General features: G+C 43.6%; 32 protein-coding genes. 15 read left to right on the top strand and 17 right to left on the bottom strand.

Features of this window, described 5'->3' with window-relative positions:
- The first annotated feature begins 81 nt into the window (after positions 1–81).
- On the top strand, positions 82–606 hold the full coding sequence (locus tag BQ5364_RS15800; RefSeq protein WP_005333410.1) for a PadR family transcriptional regulator: 525 nt from the start codon (positions 82–84) through the stop codon (positions 604–606).
- Positions 607–759: 153 nt separating this feature from the next.
- On the opposite strand, the gene BQ5364_RS15795 is transcribed toward BQ5364_RS15800, so the two are convergent.
- Positions 760–1101 carry a winged helix-turn-helix domain-containing protein gene (locus BQ5364_RS15795; protein WP_005333412.1) on the bottom strand — a complete coding sequence of 114 codons (342 nt, stop codon included), beginning with the start codon at positions 1099–1101 and terminating at the stop codon, positions 760–762.
- Positions 1102–1354: 253 nt separating this feature from the next.
- On the opposite strand from BQ5364_RS15795, the gene BQ5364_RS15790 reads away from it, so the two are divergent.
- The 6 genes from BQ5364_RS15790 (at position 1355) to BQ5364_RS15765 (ending at position 3771) form a co-directional block, all read left to right on the top strand.
- On the top strand, positions 1355–1666 hold the full coding sequence (locus BQ5364_RS15790; RefSeq protein ID WP_023921561.1) for a winged helix-turn-helix domain-containing protein: 312 nt from the start codon (positions 1355–1357) through the stop codon (positions 1664–1666).
- Between the two features lie 205 nt (positions 1667–1871).
- A complete protein-coding gene (locus tag BQ5364_RS15785; RefSeq protein WP_040015506.1) occupies positions 1872–2531 on the top strand; it encodes a recombinase family protein in 660 nt (219 codons plus the stop codon).
- A gap of 46 nt (positions 2532–2577) precedes the next feature.
- A complete protein-coding gene (locus BQ5364_RS15780; protein ID WP_005333419.1) occupies positions 2578–2799 on the top strand; it encodes a DUF5348 domain-containing protein in 222 nt (73 codons plus the stop codon).
- Positions 2800–2808: 9 nt separating this feature from the next.
- Entirely contained in the window at positions 2809–3165 is a 357-nt protein-coding gene (locus BQ5364_RS15775) for a hypothetical protein (protein WP_005333420.1), read from the top strand.
- Between the two features lie 2 nt (positions 3166–3167).
- Positions 3168–3425 (top strand): type II toxin-antitoxin system HicA family toxin, encoded by a 258-nt coding sequence (locus BQ5364_RS15770; RefSeq protein ID WP_005333422.1) that lies wholly within the window; start codon positions 3168–3170, stop codon positions 3423–3425.
- Positions 3409–3771: a type II toxin-antitoxin system HicB family antitoxin gene (locus BQ5364_RS15765; RefSeq protein ID WP_005333424.1), complete on the top strand. Its 363-nt coding sequence runs from the start codon at positions 3409–3411 to the stop codon at positions 3769–3771. Before BQ5364_RS15770 ends, BQ5364_RS15765 begins: the two co-directional genes overlap by 17 nt.
- A 63-nt stretch (positions 3772–3834) precedes the next feature.
- Here BQ5364_RS15765 and BQ5364_RS15760 read toward each other — a convergent pair whose 3' ends face one another.
- From BQ5364_RS15760 to ligA, 4 genes are all read right to left on the bottom strand, one after another.
- Entirely contained in the window at positions 3835–5199 is a 1365-nt protein-coding gene (locus BQ5364_RS15760; RefSeq protein ID WP_005333425.1) for an ATP-binding protein, read from the bottom strand.
- Positions 5200–5288: 89 nt separating this feature from the next.
- A complete protein-coding gene (locus tag BQ5364_RS15755) occupies positions 5289–5762 on the bottom strand; it encodes an LPD11 domain-containing protein (protein WP_005333427.1) in 474 nt (157 codons plus the stop codon).
- A 21-nt stretch (positions 5763–5783) separates the two neighbouring features.
- Positions 5784–6287: a riboflavin biosynthesis intermediates N-glycosidase gene (locus tag BQ5364_RS15750; protein WP_023921566.1), complete on the bottom strand. Its 504-nt coding sequence runs from the start codon at positions 6285–6287 to the stop codon at positions 5784–5786.
- Between the two features lie 77 nt (positions 6288–6364).
- Entirely contained in the window at positions 6365–8359 is a 1995-nt protein-coding gene (ligA, locus tag BQ5364_RS15745; protein ID WP_040015507.1) for an NAD-dependent DNA ligase LigA, read from the bottom strand.
- A gap of 277 nt (positions 8360–8636) precedes the next feature.
- On the opposite strand from ligA, the gene BQ5364_RS15735 reads away from it, so the two are divergent.
- The 8 genes from BQ5364_RS15735 (at position 8637) to BQ5364_RS15700 (ending at position 14301) form a co-directional block, all read left to right on the top strand.
- On the top strand, positions 8637–8891 hold the full coding sequence (locus BQ5364_RS15735) for a hypothetical protein (protein WP_005333435.1): 255 nt from the start codon (positions 8637–8639) through the stop codon (positions 8889–8891).
- A 73-nt stretch (positions 8892–8964) separates the two neighbouring features.
- Entirely contained in the window at positions 8965–9213 is a 249-nt protein-coding gene (locus tag BQ5364_RS15730) for a winged helix-turn-helix domain-containing protein (RefSeq protein WP_005333437.1), read from the top strand.
- A gap of 94 nt (positions 9214–9307) precedes the next feature.
- Positions 9308–9982, top strand: a complete 675-nt coding sequence (locus tag BQ5364_RS15725) for a response regulator transcription factor (protein ID WP_023921570.1) — start codon at positions 9308–9310, stop codon at positions 9980–9982.
- The gene (locus tag BQ5364_RS15720) at positions 9970–11172 is read left to right on the top strand and encodes a HAMP domain-containing sensor histidine kinase (RefSeq protein WP_005333442.1); all 1203 of its coding nucleotides are present in this window, start codon (positions 9970–9972) and stop codon (positions 11170–11172) included. Before BQ5364_RS15725 ends, BQ5364_RS15720 begins: the two co-directional genes overlap by 13 nt.
- Before the next feature lie 70 nt (positions 11173–11242).
- Positions 11243–12307 (top strand): ABC transporter permease, encoded by a 1065-nt coding sequence (locus BQ5364_RS15715; protein WP_005333443.1) that lies wholly within the window; start codon positions 11243–11245, stop codon positions 12305–12307.
- Positions 12304–12960 carry a hypothetical protein gene (locus tag BQ5364_RS15710; RefSeq protein ID WP_022415113.1) on the top strand — a complete coding sequence of 219 codons (657 nt, stop codon included), beginning with the start codon at positions 12304–12306 and terminating at the stop codon, positions 12958–12960. The genes BQ5364_RS15715 and BQ5364_RS15710 overlap by 4 nt, the downstream gene beginning before the upstream one ends.
- Before the next feature lie 4 nt (positions 12961–12964).
- The gene (locus BQ5364_RS15705; RefSeq protein ID WP_005333452.1) at positions 12965–13837 is read left to right on the top strand and encodes an ABC transporter ATP-binding protein; all 873 of its coding nucleotides are present in this window, start codon (positions 12965–12967) and stop codon (positions 13835–13837) included.
- 62 nt (positions 13838–13899) lie between these two features.
- Positions 13900–14301, top strand: a complete 402-nt coding sequence (locus BQ5364_RS15700; RefSeq protein WP_005333454.1) for a winged helix-turn-helix domain-containing protein — start codon at positions 13900–13902, stop codon at positions 14299–14301.
- A 32-nt stretch (positions 14302–14333) separates the two neighbouring features.
- On the opposite strand, the gene BQ5364_RS15695 is transcribed toward BQ5364_RS15700, so the two are convergent.
- The 12 genes from BQ5364_RS15695 to BQ5364_RS15640 form a co-directional block, all read right to left on the bottom strand.
- The gene (locus BQ5364_RS15695; protein WP_005333456.1) at positions 14334–14618 is read right to left on the bottom strand and encodes a hypothetical protein; all 285 of its coding nucleotides are present in this window, start codon (positions 14616–14618) and stop codon (positions 14334–14336) included.
- Between the two features lie 55 nt (positions 14619–14673).
- Complete coding sequence (locus BQ5364_RS15690) at positions 14674–15282, bottom strand: hypothetical protein (protein ID WP_005333458.1); 609 nt, start codon at positions 15280–15282, stop codon at positions 14674–14676.
- Positions 15282–15659 (bottom strand): hypothetical protein, encoded by a 378-nt coding sequence (locus BQ5364_RS15685; RefSeq protein ID WP_005333460.1) that lies wholly within the window; start codon positions 15657–15659, stop codon positions 15282–15284. The genes BQ5364_RS15690 and BQ5364_RS15685 overlap by 1 nt, the downstream gene beginning before the upstream one ends.
- The gene (locus tag BQ5364_RS15680; protein ID WP_235837186.1) at positions 15640–16233 is read right to left on the bottom strand and encodes a hypothetical protein; all 594 of its coding nucleotides are present in this window, start codon (positions 16231–16233) and stop codon (positions 15640–15642) included. Before BQ5364_RS15680 ends, BQ5364_RS15685 begins: the two co-directional genes overlap by 20 nt.
- The gene (locus tag BQ5364_RS15675; RefSeq protein WP_005333464.1) at positions 16224–16472 is read right to left on the bottom strand and encodes a hypothetical protein; all 249 of its coding nucleotides are present in this window, start codon (positions 16470–16472) and stop codon (positions 16224–16226) included. Before BQ5364_RS15675 ends, BQ5364_RS15680 begins: the two co-directional genes overlap by 10 nt.
- A 19-nt stretch (positions 16473–16491) precedes the next feature.
- Positions 16492–17010 (bottom strand): AbrB/MazE/SpoVT family DNA-binding domain-containing protein, encoded by a 519-nt coding sequence (locus BQ5364_RS15670; RefSeq protein ID WP_005333466.1) that lies wholly within the window; start codon positions 17008–17010, stop codon positions 16492–16494.
- A gap of 62 nt (positions 17011–17072) precedes the next feature.
- Positions 17073–17759, bottom strand: a complete 687-nt coding sequence (locus BQ5364_RS15665) for a hypothetical protein (RefSeq protein ID WP_005333468.1) — start codon at positions 17757–17759, stop codon at positions 17073–17075.
- A 16-nt stretch (positions 17760–17775) separates the two neighbouring features.
- Positions 17776–19893, bottom strand: coding sequence for a vWA domain-containing protein (locus BQ5364_RS15660; RefSeq protein WP_005333469.1), 2118 nt, complete (start codon positions 19891–19893; stop codon positions 17776–17778).
- Positions 19890–20156: a helix-turn-helix domain-containing protein gene (locus tag BQ5364_RS15655; RefSeq protein ID WP_005333471.1), complete on the bottom strand. Its 267-nt coding sequence runs from the start codon at positions 20154–20156 to the stop codon at positions 19890–19892. Before BQ5364_RS15655 ends, BQ5364_RS15660 begins: the two co-directional genes overlap by 4 nt.
- Before the next feature lie 9 nt (positions 20157–20165).
- Positions 20166–21977, bottom strand: a complete 1812-nt coding sequence (locus BQ5364_RS15650; protein ID WP_005333473.1) for an AAA family ATPase — start codon at positions 21975–21977, stop codon at positions 20166–20168.
- A 16-nt stretch (positions 21978–21993) separates the two neighbouring features.
- The gene (locus BQ5364_RS15645) at positions 21994–22770 is read right to left on the bottom strand and encodes a hypothetical protein (RefSeq protein ID WP_071144622.1); all 777 of its coding nucleotides are present in this window, start codon (positions 22768–22770) and stop codon (positions 21994–21996) included.
- A gap of 141 nt (positions 22771–22911) precedes the next feature.
- Complete coding sequence (locus tag BQ5364_RS15640; RefSeq protein WP_005333477.1) at positions 22912–23613, bottom strand: single-stranded DNA-binding protein; 702 nt, start codon at positions 23611–23613, stop codon at positions 22912–22914.
- Positions 23614–23746: the final 133 nt, after the last annotated feature.

Raw genomic sequence — 23746 nt, 5'->3', positions numbered from 1 at the left:
ATAAAATCAAATACTATAAATTACAGTATATATAACCGTAAGTATTTTATAGCTTTCGTGGATATAGAAAGTGGGTGAACTATGGCTACAATAGATTTAATTGTGTTAGGAATATTGAAAAAGGAACCGATGGGAGCCTATGATATTCAAAAATTAGTGGAATATCGTAATATATCAAAATGGGTAAAAATCAGTACACCATCCATTTACAAAAAAGCAATTCAGTTGGAGGAAAAAGGCTTCATTAAAGGAGAAATTGTGAAAGAAGGTAAGATGCCTGAAAAAGCAGTTTATTCATTAACAGATGAAGGCGAAAAAGAATTTGTAAAGCTTATGATGGAAACAGCCTCTAAACCCATTCACTTTTTTTTAGATTTTAATGCAGTAATTGTAAATTTGGATAAGTTACCGCCTGAAAGTCAACAATCATGTATTGCCAGTATTGAGGAAAATATTGAAATATTAAAAACTTATCTGGAGGAAAATCTTCGAGAGAAAGAGAATGATCCGGAAATCCCTAAGACTGGTATGGCAGTATTGCAACAGCAGATAGTTTTGGCGGATGCTATTGAAAAATGGATTATTTCTCTAAAAAAAGACTTTTGATGAAGAAGTCACTAGCTGATTTCTTATTAGGTCTGCAGGATTGGGAAGAAACAGGGATGGATGCCGACCTATGTTCCGGCTTTGTAGCCAGAACATAGAAATTTTCTTAGTGGGGAATCTCCCTCAAACCCGGTGCTCCTTATATCCTGCAGATTAAACTTCAAATTTATACCCATATCCAACTACTGTTTTTATGTAATTCTTGTCGCTGGAATACTTTTTTATCTTCTTGCGTATTTGAAAAATAGTGTTTTCCACGGCGTGGAAATAACCATTTGCTTTTTCATGCCAAACTGCTTCATAAATCTGTTGTTTAGTAAAAGCCATCCCTGGATTAGAATATAGCATATAAAGTACATCAAATTCTTTTACAGAAAAGTTAATGTCTTTTCGTACTATTAAGCCGTAGGTCGTAAAGGTCTGCGACTTTAACTTTACCCGGAAAGGAGCTGCCACATATATAGGCAGTGCTGTAATTTTAACAGTAACGGTCACCAATCTATGGGGATGGCTTGTATATCCGGCTGAAATGCTAAAAAATCAGTGGTTCTTATTTATCACTTCACTCTGCCCCGGTAATTATGTGTTTGCCGTTTCTGGCTCTTGCAGCTATTGCGATTCTACTGGTCTATTACCAGACTATTTGCAGGTAAAGCATTGCTCTGGTTTTGAATTTGAGTTTTGGCAGTCTAATAATAGCATTTTAGATTAGCTGTGATAAGGTGAAACAGATTAGGAGGAAAGTAAATTGCATTACAAAGACAAAAACCTACAGATAGATATTCGCTGTCATACTGTTTTTATGAATGATCAAAAGATTGAATTGAGTCTGAAAGAATTTACGGTACTAAAATATCTAACAGAACATCCTGGCTGGGTATTCTCTCACGAGGAGATTTATCGTAATGTCTGGAAGGAAGAACCGATTGACTGTGCTAATGCGGTTATGTGCTGCATTAGCCAGCTTCGTAAAAAGTTAAAAGTAGATTCACGGAACTGGAATTACATCCGCACCGTCCGAGGTGTGGGCTATAAGTTTCAACCACTCTCAGGGGAGTAACATCCTCTGGGAGTTTTTTGTCATATTTGTTGCACTTTTCGGCTCTGGTACGTACAGAAATAGAAAAGAAACATATCCCAAAATGTATACATTTTAGAAGTACGTTCCGGAAAGAGGGATTATATTTCAAAAAGGTTACACACACAGTTTTGAAATATACCAATAAAAGTGTGGATATTTTGGGACATGGAAAGGAGAAATGTGGATGCAGATATATGGATATCACCGTACCAGTACAAAGGAGCAGCATCTTGACCGTGGCATACAGGAAATTGAGCGGTACTGTAACGAGCATGAGATGGCACTTACGAATATTTTTACGGATCAGGAGACAGGGAAGAATTTTAATCGTCCGAGATATACCGTTTTAGTGGAGGATGTCCTGCGGCCGGGAGATATTTTGATTGTTACAGAATTGGACAGACTGGGAAGAAACAAGTATGACACCATGCAACAGATCCAGCGGATTAAGAACATGGGAGTGCGGCTTATGGTTCTGGAACTGCCGACTACGCTTATGGATTTATCTGTGATGGATAATGCGATGGCAAGGATGATGCTGGAAACAATCAATAACATGATGCTGGAGCTTTATGCTTCTATGGCGCAGGCAGAGCTGGAGAAAAAGGAGAAGCGACAGCGGGAAGGGATAGAAGCGAAGAAATTGCGGGGCGAATGGGATGATTATGGAAGACCAAGTGTGATGAAGCAGGAAACTTTTGATGAGAACTTTCAAAGCGTAGTTTCTGGAGAAACGACACCTACACAGCTTCGTAAAAATTTGGGAATGACGCACTCAACTTTTTATCGCTATCGAAAAACTTTTTATGAAAAATACCCGGAACTTTCAAATTCTGCAAATTAAAGTCCTATTACTTATATAGACCAAAGAATTTCAGGAGGAAAGAAATATGAGTGAAAAGAGAATAGGTACTTTAATTTATGATCCATCAATGGGAAGATTTGATATCCGGTTTGGGATTGAATCTTATTATGGAGGTCTTCATTGCGGAGAATGTTTTGATGTGAAGGTAAAGGATGCATGGATTCCGGTTCGGATTGAAATGGATGAAGACTGGTATCTGGTAGGGCTTCCTAAGACGAGTCTCAGTGGACTGACGGTTCGAATGTAGGAGGAGCATATGATGGAAGCTAAAAAGAAATATGAAAAGCCGGCATTCCGATTGGTGACAGATTTGGGGAGTATTTTGGAATGTCTGTATGAGGTATATGGAACGGATGGAACGATGTTGATTGCTGGGAACAAGTTATCGGATACGGTAATCTATCCGTTTATCCGCATGATTAAAAAGAAATGCAAAGCAGTGGATGCGGAAAAGCTGAATCTGATGCTCTGGAAGATTTATATGGTAAGTTCGAGAAAAGAAGAATTTGTGACGGCTGCTAAGAAAGAGCTGCAGCCTTATTTGACCAAGAAAGATGAAAAACAGATTGACACCACATATGACACCACATATACTATAGATAGGAGGCATTAAAGATGTCGAAATGGGATAAACTATTGACAAGAATTTGCTCATTATCGAAAGACCTTCGTTTTGATGAACTAAGAAAAGTATTAGAAAGTTATGGATATGAGATAAATGCTCCGAGAAGTGGGAGCAGCCATTATACATTCCGTAAAGCGGGATGCCAGCCGATAACAATACCGAAACACGAACCAATCAAGAAAATTTATGTTGAAATGGTAAAGCAGATTGTAGAAAGTGAGGCGAAAAACGATGAAGACACTGAATGATTATTTGGCAATGTCCTATCGCATGGAAATTGTGGAAGATAAGGATGAAGGTGGATTTGTGGTTTCTTATCCGGAACTGCCGGGATGCATCACCTGTGGAGAGACGATAGAAAGGGCAGTTGAAAATGCAGCGGATGCAAAAAAAGCATGGTTAGAAGCTGCACTGGAAGAAGGGATTGAGATTCACGAACCGGGAAGCCTGGAAGAGTATTCGGGACAGTTTAAAATAAGGATGCCACGCAGCTTACACCGGGATCTGGCGGAACACTCAAAAAAAGAAGGCATCAGTATGAATCAATACTGTATATATCTTCTTTCAAAGAATGATGCGCTGTTAGTAAAATAAATATACAAGAATATAGATGAAAAGAGCCGTCCGGATGGGCGGCTCGAAGTATTCTTTCTTTGATTAAAAATGATATTGTTCTAGCAGATAGATAGGAAGTGTTTGTACGTTTCCAACGGTTCCGCCTTTGGTATCACCTTTCAGATATAGTAGTTTATTGGCCTTCCCCTGTTCCAATGCCTTCAAGGCAGTAGATGCAGTTCCCTTACCGGCTTTAACTTCAATCAGATAGCGGATGTGAGTTTTCAATGTCTGAGCTACAAAATCAATTTCACCACCTTTATAAGTAGCAAAAGCCGGTGTCTCAAAGATAATTTCTTCCGGGAATTCCTGGCGTTTGGACAAGTTAATGTAAACATAGTTTTCGTTCAATGAGCCATCCATAGTTGATACAGTAGCACCAGTTCTGGAGAGATAATAATATGCAACTCCAAGATCCATGAAGAAGCAGCGGCTTCCCGGTTTGAAATTCAAGATGTCCAGTTCTGTGATTTTGCCACAGAAACCGATGATTCCAGAATGGTAAAGCCAGTTGATAGCACGATAGCAGGTTGCTTTAGAAAGATTACTGGAGTAATTCTTTGTAACGAGCTTTTGCAGTTCTTCACTTATACTGTCCTCATCTAATCCTTTCTTTTCACGAAGCAGAATACGGCAGATGCTTAAAAAGATGTTGGTAAAAACACTAATATCTGTGATGTCATCAAAGTACCGCATAGATTCGTTTAAGAAAATGCGGATGATTCTAACAAGCTCTTTTTGAGCTGCTTCCACGTCTTTTGTGTTAAGGTATGTTTCCACAACCTTTGGATAGCCGCCAATCTGTCTATAGATGTCGTAAACATTCTTTAATTCGTCATATAGTTCCGGTACGGTGTCATCTGCATGATCCAGTGGAAGTGATAGATACTTCTGAAAAAGCTGGTCATCCAATGCTTCCAAAAACTCTTTAAAGGAAAGGGTATAAATACGGATACTGGTAATATCTCCACTGGAGAATTTGAATTCTGGTTCCAGTACACGTCCCAGATAACTTCCAGTTACAATGAAATGCGCTTGAAAATAGCGGGTAAATTCTCGGATACGGTTGAATATCTCTGAGGATTCCTGAATTTCATCAATAATGATGACTGTATCGTTGGTATCTTCAAAATCCGGATCGAAGAGTTTAAAAGCATCGTGAAGCGGCTGCTCCGGTCGTTTTGTACCGGGAGTCCAGTCTGTGGCTTTTTTGTAACATTCCATAAATTGTTTGCCGGACAAATCAAACAGGTTAATGTAGATCTTGTGCCTGAAGTTCTCATCCGCAAATTTATTGATAATATATGTTTTTCCGACCTGTCTGGCACCATTCACTTCCAAGGTGCTGTGGACGGTATCGTTTTTCCAATCCAGAAGCTGATCGTAAACTTTTCTTTTCAGATACATGGGAAATGCTCCTTTCTTTCAACTGTTCCTATTATATCAAAATATGAATGGATAATATAGAGGGTAATTTCTGATAAATGATGAATTGTCTAGTCTGAGCAGTTCTTCACGGGTATTCCGGTTTCTGTCATTACTTTTTCGTACTGAAGAAGCTGTTCCCAGGTCAGCCATTCCGGTTTCTGATCTGTGGGAAAACCATTCCATAATTCTTTCATACGGGCAATATGGTTTTGAACGCTATGATTGCATAGGATAGACGGACTGCGATTTCCGTAGCCCAGATAGTATTCACAGTCAGACTGTAATTTACTTAACATCCGGTACTCGAATTCATAGGAACTTCTTTGATACGGAGCCGGATGAAATGTGTACTCCTGCTGTATGGGATGGGAAGGTTCTCCATCAATATGGTTAAAAGATAAAGAATAAAGATTCGGTTCAGGCTCTTTGCCAAGGTCAATATCCTTCCACAACTTTCCGAATTGGTCCTTATATACCGGACAGGAAAAATCATCCATGCCAGTATACTCAAGCACTAATTTTGTTTTTGCATTTTCATTCATTCTATTAGACCATCCTTTCCTTTATTGCAGACATTGAGGTATATTATTGGGCGCTGTTTCTGCATTCCACTGCAGCTTCGCACGTACATCCATCAGGATGATTCCTAACTGGTTTTCTCCGCAGTTATTGACTTTGCCCCAGAAATAGTCACCCCAGTTGTTTCCTTCAATAAGTGTGGACTCTCCGGTTGCAAGAAGTTTATCCCGGAGTTCCGGGTTCTGCATGAATTTGCACATGCAGATTTCATACATGAGCCGGACTTTCACTTTTTCCCAGTCCGGGCGTAATGTAAGATCTCTGCCGAGTTTCTTTGCATCAGAAGGATTATGCATCCGAAAAATACAGAATTTGCGTTGCTCTCTCGCAGAGAGTGTTTTCTGCGCTTGAAAAGCAGCTTCATTATTTGCATAGGTTTGTCCCATGTAAGAGACCGGTGCCGGATAGAAATTGCTTAGAAAAGCATAATCTCCCCGAAATTCATTGATCTGTGTAGGTATGCGCTTGCTTGTATTTGTTTGATTCATTATAAATTCCTCCTTTGTAAAAGAGGTGCGGCCTTTCAGCCACACCTCAAAATAATTCTCATCTATTGCAGAGATGGTTATGCAATCATCTCCAAAAATTCAGCTTCTGTAAGAATTGGAATACCAAGGCTCTGGGCTTTTGCCAGTTTGCTGCCGGCTTTTTCCCCGCAGATCAGGTAATCGGTTTTCTTTGTTACAGAGCTGCCAGGTTTGGCACCAAGCTCCAGAATCTTATCGTTGATACCGTCTCTGGTAAAATGCTCCAGTTTCCCTGTTGCTACGATGGTACATCCTGTAAATTTGTTTTCTTTTGTCATAATGGTCTCTTCCTTTCTTTGTTCAAATGTGAATTCGTTCTGTAAGTTTTTCCATAAATCAAGATTTGCTTCATCTGCAAACCAGGAATGGATGTTGTGATTTAAGATTTCGCCAAAATCCTCTAACTGAGTGAAGTCGTAATCTCCGACAGCCGCCTGTTCAAATGCAGTTAAATTTCCGGAAAATACGGTGTCCAGAATCCGGCTTTTGGTTCTGCCGATCATAGGAATATCCATGGAAACCAGATAGCGGACAAAGCTGGTCCTCCGGCTGGCGTTGATGGATTCCCACAAGCGGTCGAAAGATTTCTCACCATATCCGTCCAGTGCCACAATATCTTCCCGGTGTTCCTCCAGATGATAGATGTCCTGAAAAGAGTGCAGATAGCCCAGATTCAGGAATTTTTCTAAAGTGGCTTCTGACAGTCCTTCGATGTTCATTGCCTTCTTGCTGGCAAAATGGACAAACCTTCTTGTGATCTGGCTGTCGCACTGCGGATTATCACAATGCAGAGTTTCTACGGTGCGACCGTCGCTGGTCTTACGGCTGTAGGTTCTGGTTTTGGAACCACAGCAAGGGCAGACCGGAGGCGTGATGTCGGTATACCTTCCACGATCCAGATTATCCTCTATATGTGGGATGATCATGTTTCGTTTGGAAACAAGAATCCGGCATCCGGGTACAAGCTCCAGATTTTTGATAAAGGTCAGATTATGAAGGGAAGCTCTGGAAACATCACAGCCGTCAATCTCCACGGTATCGAAGATGCCGACCGGAGCAATCTCTCCGAATCTGGTCGGTGTCCATTCAATTTCACGCAAGAAAGTTTCGTAGGTATCATCCTCAAACTTATAGGCGAGGCCGTCCTTATAGTGGTGTCCGGTTTTTCCGCAGCTTTTGGAGTAGCTGAGACTGTCAAAAATCATGACAATGCCATCGATAGGAAGATGTAAATTTGCTGCTGTGGATACCAATTCCTGAATGAATTTCTCCGCATATTCTTTTGAAAGTCCGGTTCCTGAAATTGAGAAAAACGGGCAGTAACCAAAGCCCAGGTGTGTTAAACCTTCTAATTTGCAGGCTCTGCTGTCCGGGAAGGGAACATCCTCCATTCCTTCTAATACATTGAACGGAAGAAAGCGAACACAACGTCCGATACAGTTCTTCGGATCAAGACTTCGTACTGATCCGGAAGCAAAATTACGTCCGTTTTTATAAGGTTTTCCATTTCCATCACGCAGAGTATCTTTCAGACGTTCAAAATCATTGGTTGGTATAAAAGACTCACCGGTAATGACCAGACGTTCTTTGTGTGGAATGGTAAGCGGTACATTTAAAAATGCCGGGATATTGTGTGTAATATCTTCCCCCACTTCACCATCTCCACGGGTAGAAGCCTGAATCAGTCTGCCATCTTCGTAAATGAGTTTGGTAGTCAAACCGTCCAGTTTCAGCATAAAGAGAACTTCCTGTCCTTTCATGAAATCTAAAAGCTCTGAAATCAGTTTTGTTTTCTCAAGCGAGAGCAGTGGAATCGGATGGGTGACTTTGGCAAGTTCACTGACCGGATAATATCCAACCGTCTGTGTCGGAGAATTTGACAGGATGAAACCAGTCTGTTCCTCCAGTTCCTTCAGTTCGTCAAAGAGTCGGTCATACTCGGCATCAGATACCAGAGGGGCATCCTGATTGTAGTAGGCATGACGGTATTCATTGAGTTGTTTTACAAGATTCTTAATTCTTTTGACTGACATAGAGTCTCCTTTCTTTTGTGGCGTGCCAGTTCCGGAATCATTTGTTTCCGTAATCCTCCTTTCCCTGCGTTCAGGCATAAAAAAAGAGAATGACGCTTATGTTCATTCTCAAAATAGATGCAGTTTCCTGCAAAATAAAAAAAGCCAGAAGTCCCTGCTGCTTGTTGGGCATAGGAAAACTCCTGACTACGTTTCAAACCTAAACTGCGTGTGATAAATCCTTTCCGGATTGACACAAATAATTGATATAAGAATAGTATAACACTAGATGTAGTATATGTCAAATGAAATAGATTCCTCAATGAAGCTTTTGCCTTATGTTGATGACAAATTTGTCGGCTACAGGAATAAAAGCGTTCAGGATTTCAGATTTGCCCTAAGCGAAGGAATTCGTAGCCAGGTATTTTTTGCCACTTTCGTGGAGAAAGTCGAAAACCAGATAAAATCAATCTCTGTCATAAATGCCTCTAAACTGTTTTTACATCGTAGTGGTTATGCAAGTTCTAAATTTAAAAATAATTTTCACGAATAACTAACTTTTCTATATGCTGAATTGTCATAAAATATAGATTATTAAATTTGAAAGCAGATTGAAGGTGATAAACATGAGAAGTTATAAACGGTATACCAGGCGAAAGAGACTTTTGAAGCAAATCGCTGTGGTTGCTTTATCTCCTAATCGGGTATTCACGAAAGAACAGATCTATCAGCATATCTATGAGGAAGCGGAGTCAGAAGTGAATAACCGAATTTACGGTCTGATTAAGAACTTGAGAAAGAAAATAGAAGAAAATCCGGAAACACCGCACTACATAGAAACGATACGTGGTGTTGGTTATCGCTTTCGGGCATAAAAGGAGCCGTCCGGCAATGGGCGGCTCGAAGTGTTTCTCTTGTTGTTTATTTATTGTTTTTTTCGTTGTATACTGATAAAACGAGGTGATAAAAGTGGCATATAGAATTTTGATCGTGGATGATGACATCGAATTATTAAAGATGTTAAAGAACTATTTTGAAATCAAACGATATGATGTAATGATGGCAGAAGATGGCACAGATGCTTTGGAAAAAATCCATAAGAAACCGGATATTATCTTGCTGGACATCAATATGCCTAAAATAGACGGATTAGAAGTATGCAGACGTATCCGGGGCAAAGTAACTTGTCCCATTATCTTCCTGACGGCAAAAGTGGAGGAGCAGGACAGGGTAAACGGGCTTTTATCCGGTGGGGATGACTATATACTGAAGCCGTTTAGTCTGAAAGAACTGGATGCTCGTATTATTGCACATTTGAAGCGTGAGGAGCGTCATAAAGGGAAGTCTGAATACAGATTCCACGGAGACCTCAGTATTGATTATGGAGCAAAGAGGGTTCAGATCGGTGAAAATGATTTGGAGCTTACGAAGCTGGAATATGCAATCATTGAGTTTTTGTCCATGAATCCAGGACAGGTTTTTGACAGGGAGCGGATATACGAAAAGGTGTGTGGTTATGATGCGGAAGGTGACAGCCGTGTTGTTACGGAACTGATCCGGAGAGTGAGAAAGAAACTGGCGGAATATACGCAGACAGAATACATTGAGACAGTATGGGGGATGGGGTATCGATGGAAAAGATAAGAAATTTATCCTTGAAAAAGACAATGGTTTTATATACGATACTCAGCTTGATTGTCACTTTTTTTCTTTCTGTGTCAATTATTGAGATTGCCGGGCAGATACAGGAGGAGGTCTGGTGGAAGTACGTGGATCAGGACGAGTATTATCAGGCAATGAATGACCGCAATGAAAATTTTGAGGTAGTGGTACCGAGACCGAATCAGAGTAAAATGAGCAGAATGGACTGGCATATTTCAGAAACCTGTGATTTCCTTCGGACGTACGGAGTATTGCTTTTTTCTTTTGCCGGATGTGGAATTGCGGTCAGCCTGTTTTACAAAAATAAATTAAAGAGACCGATTCAGGAACTGAAGATGGCATCACAGATGATTGCGGAGGAAGATCTGGATTTTCATATGGCTTATGAGAACGAGGACGAGATGGGGATGCTGTGCAGGGAATTTGAAAGGATGCGTGGGCAGTTGGAAGAAAATAACCGTAGACTTTGGCAGATGATCGAAGATGAGCGGGTACTGCGTGCAGCGATTGCCCATGATATCCGCTCGCCGCTTGCAATCATGCGGGGATATCAGGAAATGCTTTTGGAATTTGTTCCGGAAGATATGCTTGATCAAGAGAAAATGATGGAGATGTTAAGGGGCGGTATGCTTCAGATTGAACGGATGAACCATTTTATTGATAGTATGAGGAAGATGACGAAATTGGAAGAACGGGAATTAAACTGTTCCGTGGTAGATATCCGGCAGTTGATAAACCAGATAGAAGCTCTGGCAGAAGTCGTGGTGGAAAAATCAGAAAAGAATTTTACAGTGACGACAGTGAGAGAATCTGAAATACTGACTGCGGATGAGGAAATCATCATGGAAGTAGCGGATAATCTGTTGGCTAACGCATTCCGCTATGCCAATCAGGAAGTTAGGCTGAAGCTGACAGTGACACCCCAATATCTGAAAATGAGTATCAGGGATGACGGAATTGGATTTCAGGAAAATATCGACAGGGTGACACAGGCGTTTTATCATGAGAATCCACAGGATGACTTAAAGCATTTTGGAATGGGTATGTATATCAGCCGTATCTACTGCGAACGGCATGGTGGGAAACTGCTGATAAAAAATGTAGCAGATGGCGGTGCGGAAGTTGAGGCAGTGTTTAAAAATTATGTATTAGAAGAACAACAGCAGAAATAAATGGCTGTTGTTTTTTTGTTGTGATTTGTAGGCTATGCTGTTTGTAGAAAAAAGAAAGGCGGGATGACTTATGAAAGCAATCATAAAAAGGAATCTGAAAAATTATCTTAAAAATCCGATATTCTGGATCGGTTTGATTGTTGTTTTAATCAGTATGTACCAGACACTTGCACCCTATCTGTCCATTCATTACGTGAAGTCGGATGAAACCTTCAGGAAGGTAAAAATGGCCTCCGATGGGGATGTTATGGAGGGATGTATTCCGGCAACACCGGATAAGGAGAGAGAACTGTGGGAGAAAGAGATTGTAAAGATACTTCAGGACACAGAGAATGGGTTTGGCATGTCGGAAGTAGAGGCGGAGGCAGTGATATCTGAGATGAAACAGATGAAGATTACGGAGGCGTGTCAGTATCTGAAAACGGAATACCACTTTAATGGTGCCAATTATGTGTATGAGGACGTTTCATGGTATCAGGGAAGCCCGGAGGAAGTCAACCGGTATATCAGAGAAAATCTTGAGAAACATCCATTCTCCTATTATTTCGGAAGAAAATTTACAGATTTTGCAAGCCTGCATATGGCATTCTTTGCAACAGTTCTGCTGGCGTTTTTATTTTTCCAGGATATGAGGAAAAATACTTATGAATTGCTGCACACCAAACCGATGACGGCTTTTCAATATATTGCCGGGAAAATAAGCAGTGGATTTCTCATTATGACGGCGGCACTGGTCATTATGAATATCGTATTTATCATTTTGTGTTACGCCACGGCAGTAAAATCAGGATTTGCTATGAACATACTGGATTTTGTTCAGAATTCGATCCTGTATGTCCTGCCGAACATCCTGATGATCTGCTGTGTGTATGCGGTTACAGCGCTGCTGTTTAAGAATCCGCTTCCAGCGGTTCCGGCGCTGGTTCTTTATATCATTTATTCTAATATGCTGACATGGGATAGCAAAGGACAGTGTCATGCAAGACCATTCTCTATTATGGTTCGATTTCCGGGGAATTTTTTTGAAACGGAATTGCCACATCAGGTATATCTCAATCAACTGCTTCTTGTGGCAGCATCCATACTGCTCATGTTTATAGCGGTGTGGATGTGGAAAAGGAGGAGAGTATATTGAAGAAAGAAGTAAAAATATGTATGCCATATTATAAAATTGCATATTCAATCGCTTTTGTTGTGATATTGAGTGCAATCCAGCCTGTTGTATATGCGAATGAAATCGGGCAGGCAGTAGAAAGAGCTGTTTCGCTTCTGGCAGTCGTTTTCTGTGCAGATACTTATCTGGTAGAAGTGCAGAGCAAACGCTCGGAAGTATTCTGCCTTTATAATCTAAAAAAGCAGGCAGGGGTAGTTTATAAAAGACTATTTGTGCAGGTAGCTTATCTGATTGGAATCAGTTTGTTGGCATATGGACTCTTTTATTGGCAGAAACCGGTGAATCTGACAGAAGAATTAGATGGCGGTGCCTTGTTTGGAATTTATTGTATTGCGATTCCCGGAACTGTTTTGTTTTGGAGTGTGCTTTCCGTAACTGTCAGCAATCTGGTTCGAAACAGATGGATTGGTATGGGTGTCGTGCTGCTTTTCTGGTTTTTCTCTATTTCCGGAAAGGCAACTCAGTTTTTGAAAAACTGGGGACCATTTTCCTACGGAACTTGTGATTTCGGTAAGCTGACAGAGTGGAGATGGCTTGGCGGGAAGGTGCTGTGCGTGGTATTTGCGGGGATGATGCTTGCATTTGTTCCTAAGATATTAAAGAAGAGAGGGTAAGATTATGAGTATAAGAATAGACGATTTAACAGTAACATTTAAAAATGGAGTGACAGCGGTAGATCATGTGGATCTGGAAATCCCACATGGGATATTTGGTCTGTTAGGTGAAAATGGTGCAGGAAAAACAACGTTGATGCGGGTGCTTACAACGGTGCTTGCACCCACAAGTGGAAAAGTTCTGTTAGATGGTACGCTATATTGCGAAGCAAATTACGAAAAGATACAGAAAAAGATTGGGTATCTGCCACAGGAAATTGATCTGTATCCGTCTTTGACTGTTCGAGAATGTCTGGAGTATATGGGAGATCTGGCTGGAATTGAGAAAAGAGAAAGCAAGAAAAGGATTGATTACTATCTGGAGAAGACCAGTCTTGCAGACCATCAGAAAAAGAAAATGCGGCAGCTTTCAGGTGGAATGAAGCGAAGAGTTGGATTAGTGCAGGCATTACTCCATGAGCCGGATTTTTTAATTGTGGATGAACCAACAACAGGGCTCGATCCGGAGGAACGCATCCGTATCCGTAATTTACTGGTAGATTTTGCAGAAGAACGCACCGTATTATTTTCAACGCATGTGGTGGAGGATCTGATGGCAACCTGTAATCAGCTTGCGGTTATGAAAAAAGGTAGATTCCTTTATACAGGAACAATGAGGGAATTATTGAATAAGGCAAGAGGGCATGTATGGGAATGCTGTACAGAGGACGAAAGCCTTGCAAGAGAATTAGAAAGAAAATATCATATTTCCAGTAAGCAGTATACGGAGGAAGGAATTAGATTAAGACTGTTAGGGGAGAATATGCCGTCAGAAAGTGGATGTATAGCTTGTGACGTAACTTTGGAAGATGCATATATCTATGTAACCAATCGATAAACATTGTTAATGAGGAGTGAAAGCTAAATGCTAAGAAAAGCAGGTGATGTTATGGGAAAGTGATGATTCTTACCATTTCTGATTCCGAAGAGGGAATCCTGAATAAAATTAAATCAGTTCTAGCCTGCGAAAGTACGTTAGAAGTTATGGAGATTACAAATTCTGAAAAGTTGACATTCCAAGGTTTGGAAATAGACCAGCTTCAGCGGAGCGTAATCAAAGATGGTAAGGTTGTGGAACTTACCAGACATGAATATGACCTGCTTTTTTATCTGGCCTTATCCCCCAATCGGGTATTTACAAAAGAACAGATTTACCAGCATATTTATGAGGATGTGGAGTCAGAAGTGGATAACCGTGTCTATGGGTTAGTCAAGAATCTGAGAAAGAAAATAGAAGAAAATCCGGAAGAACCGCACTACATAGAAACGATACGTGGTGTAGGCTACCGTTTTCGGGCATAAAAAGAGCCGTCCGATTGGGCGGCTCGAAGTATTTAAACAGCAGTTTTCTTCACTGCCTGTTTATAGTTACCGGTAGCATCGTAATCTCCAGAGAGGAGCAGATTCTGGCGAAATTGCTCCAGTTTGATCTTGAAGCGTTTCCCATCCTCAACAGTCGTAAGCATGGTAAGAGCTTCTAGCATTCCCTGAATATATCCGGTTAGCAGGTAATATCTGCAGGGTTCTTCCGATGGTGAGATATTGGACAGGGTTTCTTCCAGATGTTCCTGACGTTCCCTGAGCCATGCATCCCAGACATCCAGTTCCAAATCAGTCATGGTGTTCCTCCTTTAAATCTGATGATAATCGTCTTTGGTGTGGAGGGGAGAAGTTTCATGCACAAGCATTTTTCTGCTCCAGATCCAAATATGGATTTGTAAATTCAAAAATAATAAGTTCATCCGCATCGAACATGAGCTCCAACTCTTTTAGTGTAGCTGCTGGATATCCGCAATCTCTGAATCGTTCTAATACGTCTGTTTCCGTTTCAAATGGTTCACCGTCTTCCAGCTTTTCTCCGATTATTAAGCCACATGGAGTCAATAGGCTTTCTTCATATAAGCGGACACAATATCGGTCAGGGAAAAATAGGTGTGCTTCATCCGTGTTATAATAAATTCGTTCTCCAGGTTCTATGCTTTGCATCACAAAGGGAACATGATATGCAGCGGCTATCGCCTGATATGCTTCATAAAGTGGAGTCCATGCTGTCTCTAAAGAAAGTAGAATATACGTATCATTCCATTCCATGTAGCTGACATTTCCACGAAGAGATATTCCGGTGGAATCTATTTTCTTGTGGGAAAATAAATTGCCAATCCAGCATAAATCAGGATTCTGGTTCAGAATGATGTAGGTTTCCAGGTCCTCCCACAAGTCATATAGTCCTTCCGGATTTCCTTCTGTATAAAAGATCACATCATCACAGCAGATATTTGCCATTACACATCCACCTCCGTTCCAAAAGTTTCACCCATATTCTGGTTGGAAACCGTAAGGTTTACAGGGGATAAGGTGCCAGAGGCAAGCCATTGTTCGATTGCATCAATTACCTGCTCCAGCGTGTCGTTATAAGCCACATTGCAGTCTTCCAGTCGGAGAAACTGCAGGTATGCTTCATGAAGAAGGCTTGGATCATCACGCAGCGTTTCATATGGAAGGTTGCAGAGTCCGATTCTTTCCTCCAGACGTTCCATGGAGCGGCGGATGAAGTCGCAGGAAATAAATTGTTCCCGGTAGATGTTATAAGCAGCTTCAAGCTGGTCATAGGTCAAAATAAATGAGACTTTCTCGCAAGGATTAGATGGTTGTTCTTTCATGGTAAATTCCTCCATTCATACTATGATTGGCTGGTGGTACGGATTCTCTTTGTTCGGGAGTAAGATGTACCAGTAGTTTCCAGCGCAGGTCGATTTCTCGGTGAATCCAGGTATCATTTTCATAAACTTCATGTGTCAAAAAATTGTAAATTGTCGGTTCTTTTTCTATATCATCCAGATCTGCGACCAGACAAGTTGCCTGATTCACATAGGGCCAGAGTGCCTGTTCGACCATATGGCGTAGTTCCAGTATCAGAGGATATATCTGTCCTACATCATAGGTTTTGGACATGCAGGAGCTGATTTTCTTCAGCATCCCGGAAGTTTGTATCATCTGGTTGATGACGGTACATTGTTCCTCCACATCTGCATCCGGATTCAGGACCAGCCGGTGGAGCAGCACAGATTTTGCATAGGCAGAAGCGGTCAGGTTGATGTTTCTGACCAGTTCTTCATACGGCTGCTTATACTGTGTCTTCAGCACTTCCAGAGGCACATGTTCCCGGTTCTTCTTTAAGGTGGAGAGGAGCCCCGAAAGGCAGCTCTCCAGTTCTTCCATTCTTGTCAAGCACACATCGCCTCCAGCTCCATCGGAACACGGGTGTAGCTGAGACGGTAAATACTGTTGCAGGTCTCAAATACCACACCGTTTTCGGATACTTCCAGAATACTCTGCACCGGACTGGTAGCAAAGGTCTGGTTATAACTATAGATCCACGCCCGTTCTCCCAGATGGAGGGGCAGGGACAGGATTCCGGTGAGGACATATTCTTTCTTTTGGGTGGTGTGTAAGGTTATATTTGTATTCTTCATTGATTTCACGCTCCTTTCCTTACTTAATTTTGTTTGCAATTACGGCAGCGACCAGTTTAGCGCATCCCAATTCCATCTCGGATAAATGCTGTCCGGTTCTGGAACAGAGAAGAAGTGCCAGCGGCTCTCTGTCTTCCCTTAAAATCGGGAAAAAAGCACAAACCGGTTGACGGGTGTTGGATACCGGGTAGACAGGGCAGTTCTCAGCAGAGATCAGTTCCTGGCCGTCCGCAACCAATTCGGCGAGTTCTTCTGTAACGGGAGTGCCTTCCGGAAGATAGATGCCCGCAGATACGAGTATGTGAGCCTCACTGCAAATTGCGATACCACAGTGGATGACACTGTAGAGGACGGAAAGATAGGAAGCCATTTCCTCTTTTCCGTTTAAGTGGGTAGGGCATTTGCGTAAAAGCAGCTCCATTCCCACATTTTCCAGTTCCAGTGCATCTCCGTCTGAGAGCTTCATTTGTTTCCGGATTTCTGCAGGGATGACGATACGCCCCTGAGAGTCCATGGTCCGGATGAGTGCAATATTCATAACTAAAGTCTCCTTTCTTAAAAAGAGGAGAAGCAGTAAAGTACCGCTTCTCTTCTGAAAATTTAGGCAGCGTAAGGCGGAGCCTGTGCTGTCTGTTGCATTTGACTGTTCTGCTGGTCTGCCAGCATCCGTTTTCCGTTATTGATCAGTGATGCAGCAATCACCGTTTCCCAGTTGGAAATATAGGAATCCGTCCGCTTCAGAAGCGTGAACAGATCCATGTCGGTAAGCTGGATGGCTGTCGTCTTTTCGGACTGGAAGCTGCGTGGCTGCATGTAGGAACCACCGTTCTTATTCTGTGCTTTGATGCCTTTCCCATTTACAATCTGGATTTTCCATGGGCTTTTCATAGGCTGCCCTTTGGAATCATAGGGATGTCTGGAGATATAAAACATCTGGGCTGTGGAATAACCGTTCTGATCGGGATTGCCGTAGATCTTGCTCTGGCTCCATTCAAATTCCTGAAAACCGGAAGTGATCCGGGTTAAGAGGAACTGGATCTGTTCCGGTGCCAGGTTGAAACGGGTGATGATATTCCGGTCTCCGGTACCGTTGGAATAATCCTGAATGGTGATGCAGATTAAAGAATGTACTTTATGCCCGTTTTCCTGATATTCCCCTTTGGCATGTAGCTGTGCATAGTTGCCGAGTGGTGCGTAGCGGAGCCGGTCATAAAAGGCAATGAGTGCCCGGTCATTCTGGATCTTGCAGATCTGGTCGGTAATCCGGTTTTGATAAGTTTCATTCATGAGTATTCACCTTCCTTTATTTGAGATGCTGTTTGACAAGCTGTGCCATATTCTTTGGAAGCTCTTCCAGTTTCGTGATATCCAGGAATCCGTCCTTGTAAATCCTGCGGATATTTTCCTTATCGTCACCAATGGCAGCCGCAAACAGGATGACATCCCGTTTTTCGTATTCTTTCTTGATGCCCCGCAGATCTGCCTCTGCTTCCGTTCCGCTGTAGCCGTAATCGGCTGGCTGACCGTCAGAAATCAGGATCAGCAGCTTCTGAAGCTCCGGGCGTGTGCACAAATGCTCTGCTACGAAGCGGAGAGCTGCGCCGTCCCGGTTCCCGTTGCGGTCGCACATATCCATCAGCCGGTAACAGTCCTCATTGTCCACAGAATCAAATTCTGCATAGGAGTAAAGAGCAACGCCGCCTGCATCCGTGGAATGCCCGTAAATGGTGATAGGGATACCGAGGCTTTTACAGAAATCATAAAGGACAATGGCAGTCTTTCTTGCATGTGTCATCCGGTCACCCCAACCCATCGAACCACTCTCGTCAATCAGGAGGGCAACAGCCAGACGTTTTTCCTCTCCTGGAAGTCTGGTTCTGGTAAAGATGGTTCCGTCTGTCTTATAGAGAGCATGGGAGTCCAGACGTTTTCCAAACAGGAGATTCTTCTGCTTTCCGCCTTGCTGTTCTTCTTTCAAAAGCGGCAGGATGGTGCTTTGCAGCTTTTTGGAAGCCCGCAGGAGCGGGGGAGCAACTGTCTGGTATTCATTCTTCAGGTAATCGGAAACACTGGTCAGGCGATGGATGGTAACATGGATGCCTGCATGGGCATTGCCGTAATGAATATCATTGGCTGTTTTCTGCAGTTCCTCGGTCAGTTCCGTCTGACAGTCTTCCTGCACCTTTTCTGCAGCCACATCGTTCAAGATCCGGAACAGATCCTCTGCAGCATGCTCATAGCCGCTGCCCTGATACTGACTGACATAAGTGACGCCGGGGTTGTTTTCATCCAGAATGGTATTGGTCTTTGTAAGAGCGATGCGCCCGCCTTCTTCCGAAAGCACCTGTTTGGCTTCCTCTATAGCATCCTCTTTGGTACGTGGACCGGAAGGAGCATTGCCCTCATCATTCCCGCTTCCTTTTGGGGAAGCTGGTTTGATATTCTTTGGAATGGCACCGCTTTTTCCGGTCGGAAGAGGAGCGCCGCTGCTGACTTCATCCCCTAGAAGATCTTCCAGAGCATCGGCAGCGGAATCCTCGCCATGCATTTCCAATTCCTCCCGTGTTTTTTCGATGAGCGGCTGGATATAGTTCCAGGTCAGGGCTAAGAGCGCATTGGAAACCAGCATCCGGTCAGTGCCTTTTTCCGATTCCATTGCCGTATCCAGAAGATCGGTACAATCGGAAATGGTATCCAGATAATCCCCCTGATAGCCGGTGGGATTGTTGATGTTTCCGGTCCGGCAATAGGAAAGGATCAGGTTGGCAATGATGGAAAATGGCTGGTATTCTTTGTCAATTTGTTCCTGTATGGAAGGAATCTGTTCGGACATACGCAGGTTATTGAGTTCAATCCCCTGTCGGAAGGTGCCGTGGAATTCCTCACACATACGGTCTTCAATATGGATGTCTTCCAGAATGTTTTGAAAAGTTGCGGCGCATCGTGCCAGTGTCAGGCATCCGGCTTTGTCCTTTTCTTCTAACACTTCTTTGATCTCCTCCAGTGCTGTCTGATAAGCTGGAAGGGATAGCTCCGGCTCCTTCGGATAGAAGGAACCGTTTTCCAGACTCCTCAGATGAACAGCGTGGGCTGTGAAATCAGAATAGAGTAAGTGCCCCACTTCATGCCCGGTGAGCCCTGTCAGGCTCTGGGAACGTAAGAAACGGGTGGGGAAAGACTGGGTGATCGGGTTCGCTGCGTTGAGATGTACCTTATAATTGTCGGTATATGCAACGCCTGCCTGTTCGGAAATGTCCCAGTCCAGCAGTACCTGCAGTCCATACCGGTAACGTCCGGTAACGGCTCTGGCAAGGGAGGTCTGGTACTTCTGATAGGCAGCGGAGAGGAATAACTCCTCATCCGCAATGGAATCCTCTTTTGCCCGGATTAGTTTCTTTAAATTTCTTTGGCTGTGATTCACGTGATATTCTTCCTTTCTTTTCTTAGATTTTTTGTCAGCAGTTCCTCCATCGTGCAGCCGTAATACACAGCAAGGCGAAGGACGGCATAAGCCATCGGGGAGGAGTTTGCATTTTCATAATTCATAATGGTTTTCGGGGGAAGATTTAAGATTCTGGCAACTGCCTTTTGTGATAACTTCGGTGTTTTGGCTTGCCGGAGATAAGACAGATTATCTGCCAGATGCTTTCGGATCTGGGCTTCTGTGAGTGCTGCTTTTCTCATAGGCGTGTCCTACGCAGCAAGCACAGTATCCAGACAGCTTTCTTCCACTTCCGTACGGTTCTCAGCATCGGCAGAGGCAGAGGCAAGCACCGTGTAACGGGCCGCTTCCCGGATATCCCCGCAGACCATGTAGGACTGCACCCAGGAAATCAGCTCCCTCATGCCACAGCAGCCATCTGTAATGAGATTTTCCCGGCAGTAGACAGCCATGGATTTGACAATGCGTGTCATCAGACGTACCGTTTTTGCATCCTTGCATCCGGTAACAGCCATGGCACGTTCTACCTGTGTATCCTCATCCGGTTCATCCAGATCAATCACAAGGTTCATTCGGGAAATGACAGACTGGTTCATCTGTTTACAGCCTGCATAGTCATTGTTTGTGGTGATTACGATGGTCGTATCCGGATGACGGTGGATGGTTTCTCCGTTTGGAAGATATACGCTGTTACAGCGGTCTAAAAGGGAGTTAAGTCCAACCAGTACACCGGGATTAGCAATGACCGTAGGCTCCTGTATCTCAAGAATATACCCATAGCGGATGGCTTCGACTAGAGGCGTATCCACATACTGGAAGTTCTGTCCGGAGGTGTGTTCCTTATAATAGCTGTGCATTTCATCAAAAATCGTATCGATCAGCTTCTGGTAGGTGTCCTCGGCAGAAATTTCTTCATCATAGTTTCCGGTCAGCTTCTGATAGGCACCGGAGGGATCTAACTGGATTTCCTGAAAAGACGGGTACTGCCGCTGAAGCCGGGTGCGTTTTCCGTCCACATCCGGAAGAATCTGACCTAAAAGGTCGAATACCTCTGTATTTGCGGAACAGGTAATGCAGCGGTAAGGAAGGTGAAGTGCGGAAGCAATGGCTTTGGCTCCTTCGGTCTTTCCGGTACCTGCCGGTCCCCGTAAAAGAAAATTCCGCATCGGCTGTGTGGTATCCGTTGTCAGTTTTGCGTGTTCGCAGATCCGTTTGATTTCCGGAGGGATGATGTACCACTCTGCCAATGTCGGAACAGATACCTCCTCTTCCGGAGACAGCCTTCGGGATGCGGTCAGGATAAATTTCCCAACAAAATCATCTCTGGAAATGGCTGCCTGTGCTTTCTTAAATCCACTTCCTGGACGTAACACCTGAAAGTCTCCATGGAGCACTTCGGTTGGTGCATAGACCCCCTTCTGGATATTTAACGGTTTGATCAGCGACAATACGCCGTTTGCCGGAAGGTCAATCTTAACACCACCGGTCGGGAGACCTGATGCATAGCGGGTTCTCCGGTAAATGTTGTCGCAGAGAACGGCTGCTGTTTCCGCAGCGGCGTCCAGATCGGGATAACCGTTGTCCCGGTGCGCTTTTAATTCCTGATACTTTTCATTACACTCTTCATCTGCCAGAAAAACCGGCATCAGTGCGAACAGCAGAGCCGCACCGGACTGTTTGGAGTCTTTAAATTCGTATTTTTCCGGTGTGCTTTCCACATCCGGCGGAGGAGTATAGCAGCCTCCGTAAAACTTTCCGTTTAGCTGGTTGTAGACAACCACCTGAAGATCACCGGTTTTGCTCGGATATTCCGCCACAACAAAATTGTTGGATTGGGTACCGACCGCCCCAAGCTTTTCCGGCGGGGTACTGCCAACCGGGTTTTCCAGCTCCAGATAAGCAAGGACTGCCCGCAGGGTAGCTGCATGAAGCGTGGATTTTTTCCGTGGCTGAGTACAGTATTTGGATGCAATGTCATCAAAGATTGCATGGTCCGTATAATCCTCAAATGGTTCCGGGAGTTTGCGTTTGAACCCCCAGGTTGCTACGATGTTATTTGCCATGATTCGTTCCTCCTTCTTATGAGATCCAGGACAGTTCCAGTGCCTGCTCGGTCTCTTCTGTGGTCAATTCATCTTCAGTAAAAATCTCCGTCAATTCGCCCCAGTAATCTTTGGGCGGGAAATGTTCCAGCTTTCCCCGGACTTCCGGTTCAGTGCCGTTCAGAATATAGACATCTCCCTGCTCGTTGATAAACAGCTTTTCATAGCCCCTTGCCTGTAAGTCACCGACCAATTCCATCAGTAGCGGTTTCCCAATCAGGGAATACCATGATTTGGGATTAACGGCTGGTCTGGAATCCGGATTTCCTTCTGACGGTTCCTTTTTATGTAAGGATTCAATGGTCATCATCTGAAGCGTCAGACTGCCACGGGCGTCCATGAGAATTTCCGCAAAATTATAACTTCCGGTATTCCGTGTGCGAATCCGTAATGGTTCCCCATCCAGTATCTGGGAGAGCGGTGGTTCTTTCACAAAATCCCATGTGGCATCCGGGAAGGCTTCCTTGAGCTTTCCGGTAATCTGGAATTTGATCTGTCTCCAGAGAATGGTTTCCAGATCAGGTGTTCCTTCCAGATGACGAGTTCTTTCTGGGCGTTTTCGTAGCTTATACTCCCTGTTTTTCAGGCGTTCCGTGAAAAGCGGGAGAAGATAACTGAACAGCGTGACTCCGATACCGATCAGGGCAATGCCTGCAATCAGAAGCCGGTTGGCATCCTGTGGTACGAAAAGTGCTGCAAGAAACAGTACAAGCACGACAAACTGTAAGAATTTTTTTCGATTTGATTTTTTCATGAGCTGATTCCTTTCTGATTCATGATTCTTAGACAAGCCCGGAAGCTGGATGGGAAATCGCCGCTTCCGGACATGAAAAAGAGGAACTGCATCATCACAAAGATGATAAATGCAATTCCTCAACATAGGGTTCCTTGAGAGTTAATAGGGCAACTGGGATGCCATCTGTTCCGGCACATTTTGAAAGCCGTCAGTTGGCTGACTGCCCGGCATACCTCCGTAATTTGGCATTCCGGTATAACTGCCCTGCGGCGGGTAGCTGCTCTGTGGCTGACCGGTTCCGTTTGGCGGAGCCTGATACTGTCCGCCATTTGCAGGAGGCGTGTAGGCACCGTTAGCAGGAGCCATTCCCTGCTGTGGATAGCCGCCAGGCATTGCCTGATTCTGGTAGCTGCCATTGGGATTTCCCTGCATTGGGTAGCTGCCATTGCCGGCTGCACCGGGCGTTGCCGCACCACCATTCGGCTGGCTGTTCTGGTTTGCACCCGGATGTCCGGTATTGCTGTCAGAACGGTTGGATGGTACAAAGTGCCAGTCCTTGACATTGATCCTCGGACCGGCATTTGCCTGCCCCGCATTCTTTCCTTTCTGATAAATGAACGGATGAAGCTCCAGATCACCATAGATCATCAGCCCGGTTCCTTTCTTTACGCCTGCTTTTGCTAAGCGTTCTGCAAGGAACTTGTTAAAATAGCACTGATAGTAAATGGTTTCTTCCTTTCCATCCTGGCCTCGCTGTGAAACTGCAATGTCCAGAGAAACATATTCCGTACCGGAATTTTTTCCTTGCTGCATCTCAGGATCTCTTGTGGCCCTCCCTAAAATTGTTAAAATTGCTGACATAAAAATTCTCCTTTCTGCCTCTTTGGGCGTTAAAATAGATTAAAATAAAAAAAGTGCCATTATAGCACCGTATAAAACGGCAGTATAATGACACGATTTTCCAAACTTAAACTGCATATGCTTCTGGATGAAT

This window comes from Coprococcus phoceensis, from assembly GCF_900104635.1.
In the GTDB taxonomy this organism is placed as follows: Bacteria; Bacillota; Clostridia; order Lachnospirales; family Lachnospiraceae; genus Faecalimonas; species Faecalimonas phoceensis.
This window is presented reverse-complemented; position numbering and strand designations above follow the sequence as displayed.

Bases quoted from the DNA above. Each gene is read 5' to 3' on its own strand.
- BQ5364_RS15800 (WP_005333410.1), top strand. From the start codon at position 82: ATGGCTACAATAGATTTAATTGTGTTAGGAATATTGAAAAAGGAACCG.
- BQ5364_RS15785 (WP_040015506.1), top strand. From the start codon at position 1,872: ATGCAGATATATGGATATCACCGTACCAGTACAAAGGAGCAGCATCTT.
- BQ5364_RS15780 (WP_005333419.1), top strand. From the start codon at position 2,578: ATGAGTGAAAAGAGAATAGGTACTTTAATTTATGATCCATCAATGGGA.
- BQ5364_RS15775 (WP_005333420.1), top strand. From the start codon at position 2,809: ATGATGGAAGCTAAAAAGAAATATGAAAAGCCGGCATTCCGATTGGTG.
- BQ5364_RS15770 (WP_005333422.1), top strand. From the start codon at position 3,168: ATGTCGAAATGGGATAAACTATTGACAAGAATTTGCTCATTATCGAAA.
- BQ5364_RS15765 (WP_005333424.1), top strand. From the start codon at position 3,409: ATGAAGACACTGAATGATTATTTGGCAATGTCCTATCGCATGGAAATT.
- BQ5364_RS15760 (WP_005333425.1), bottom strand. From the start codon at position 5,199: ATGTATCTGAAAAGAAAAGTTTACGATCAGCTTCTGGATTGGAAAAAC.
- BQ5364_RS15755 (WP_005333427.1), bottom strand. From the start codon at position 5,762: ATGAATGAAAATGCAAAAACAAAATTAGTGCTTGAGTATACTGGCATG.
- BQ5364_RS15750 (WP_023921566.1), bottom strand. From the start codon at position 6,287: ATGAATCAAACAAATACAAGCAAGCGCATACCTACACAGATCAATGAA.
- ligA (WP_040015507.1), bottom strand. From the start codon at position 8,359: ATGTCAGTCAAAAGAATTAAGAATCTTGTAAAACAACTCAATGAATAC.
- BQ5364_RS15735 (WP_005333435.1), top strand. From the start codon at position 8,637: ATGTCAAATGAAATAGATTCCTCAATGAAGCTTTTGCCTTATGTTGAT.
- BQ5364_RS15730 (WP_005333437.1), top strand. From the start codon at position 8,965: ATGAGAAGTTATAAACGGTATACCAGGCGAAAGAGACTTTTGAAGCAA.
- BQ5364_RS15720 (WP_005333442.1), top strand. From the start codon at position 9,970: ATGGAAAAGATAAGAAATTTATCCTTGAAAAAGACAATGGTTTTATAT.
- BQ5364_RS15715 (WP_005333443.1), top strand. From the start codon at position 11,243: ATGAAAGCAATCATAAAAAGGAATCTGAAAAATTATCTTAAAAATCCG.
- BQ5364_RS15705 (WP_005333452.1), top strand. From the start codon at position 12,965: ATGAGTATAAGAATAGACGATTTAACAGTAACATTTAAAAATGGAGTG.
- BQ5364_RS15700 (WP_005333454.1), top strand. From the start codon at position 13,900: ATGATTCTTACCATTTCTGATTCCGAAGAGGGAATCCTGAATAAAATT.
- BQ5364_RS15695 (WP_005333456.1), bottom strand. From the start codon at position 14,618: ATGACTGATTTGGAACTGGATGTCTGGGATGCATGGCTCAGGGAACGT.
- BQ5364_RS15690 (WP_005333458.1), bottom strand. From the start codon at position 15,282: ATGGCAAATATCTGCTGTGATGATGTGATCTTTTATACAGAAGGAAAT.
- BQ5364_RS15685 (WP_005333460.1), bottom strand. From the start codon at position 15,659: ATGAAAGAACAACCATCTAATCCTTGCGAGAAAGTCTCATTTATTTTG.
- BQ5364_RS15675 (WP_005333464.1), bottom strand. From the start codon at position 16,472: ATGAAGAATACAAATATAACCTTACACACCACCCAAAAGAAAGAATAT.
- BQ5364_RS15670 (WP_005333466.1), bottom strand. From the start codon at position 17,010: ATGAATATTGCACTCATCCGGACCATGGACTCTCAGGGGCGTATCGTC.
- BQ5364_RS15665 (WP_005333468.1), bottom strand. From the start codon at position 17,759: ATGAATGAAACTTATCAAAACCGGATTACCGACCAGATCTGCAAGATC.
- BQ5364_RS15655 (WP_005333471.1), bottom strand. From the start codon at position 20,156: ATGAGAAAAGCAGCACTCACAGAAGCCCAGATCCGAAAGCATCTGGCA.
- BQ5364_RS15650 (WP_005333473.1), bottom strand. From the start codon at position 21,977: ATGGCAAATAACATCGTAGCAACCTGGGGGTTCAAACGCAAACTCCCG.
- BQ5364_RS15645 (WP_071144622.1), bottom strand. From the start codon at position 22,770: ATGAAAAAATCAAATCGAAAAAAATTCTTACAGTTTGTCGTGCTTGTA.
- BQ5364_RS15640 (WP_005333477.1), bottom strand. From the start codon at position 23,613: ATGTCAGCAATTTTAACAATTTTAGGGAGGGCCACAAGAGATCCTGAG.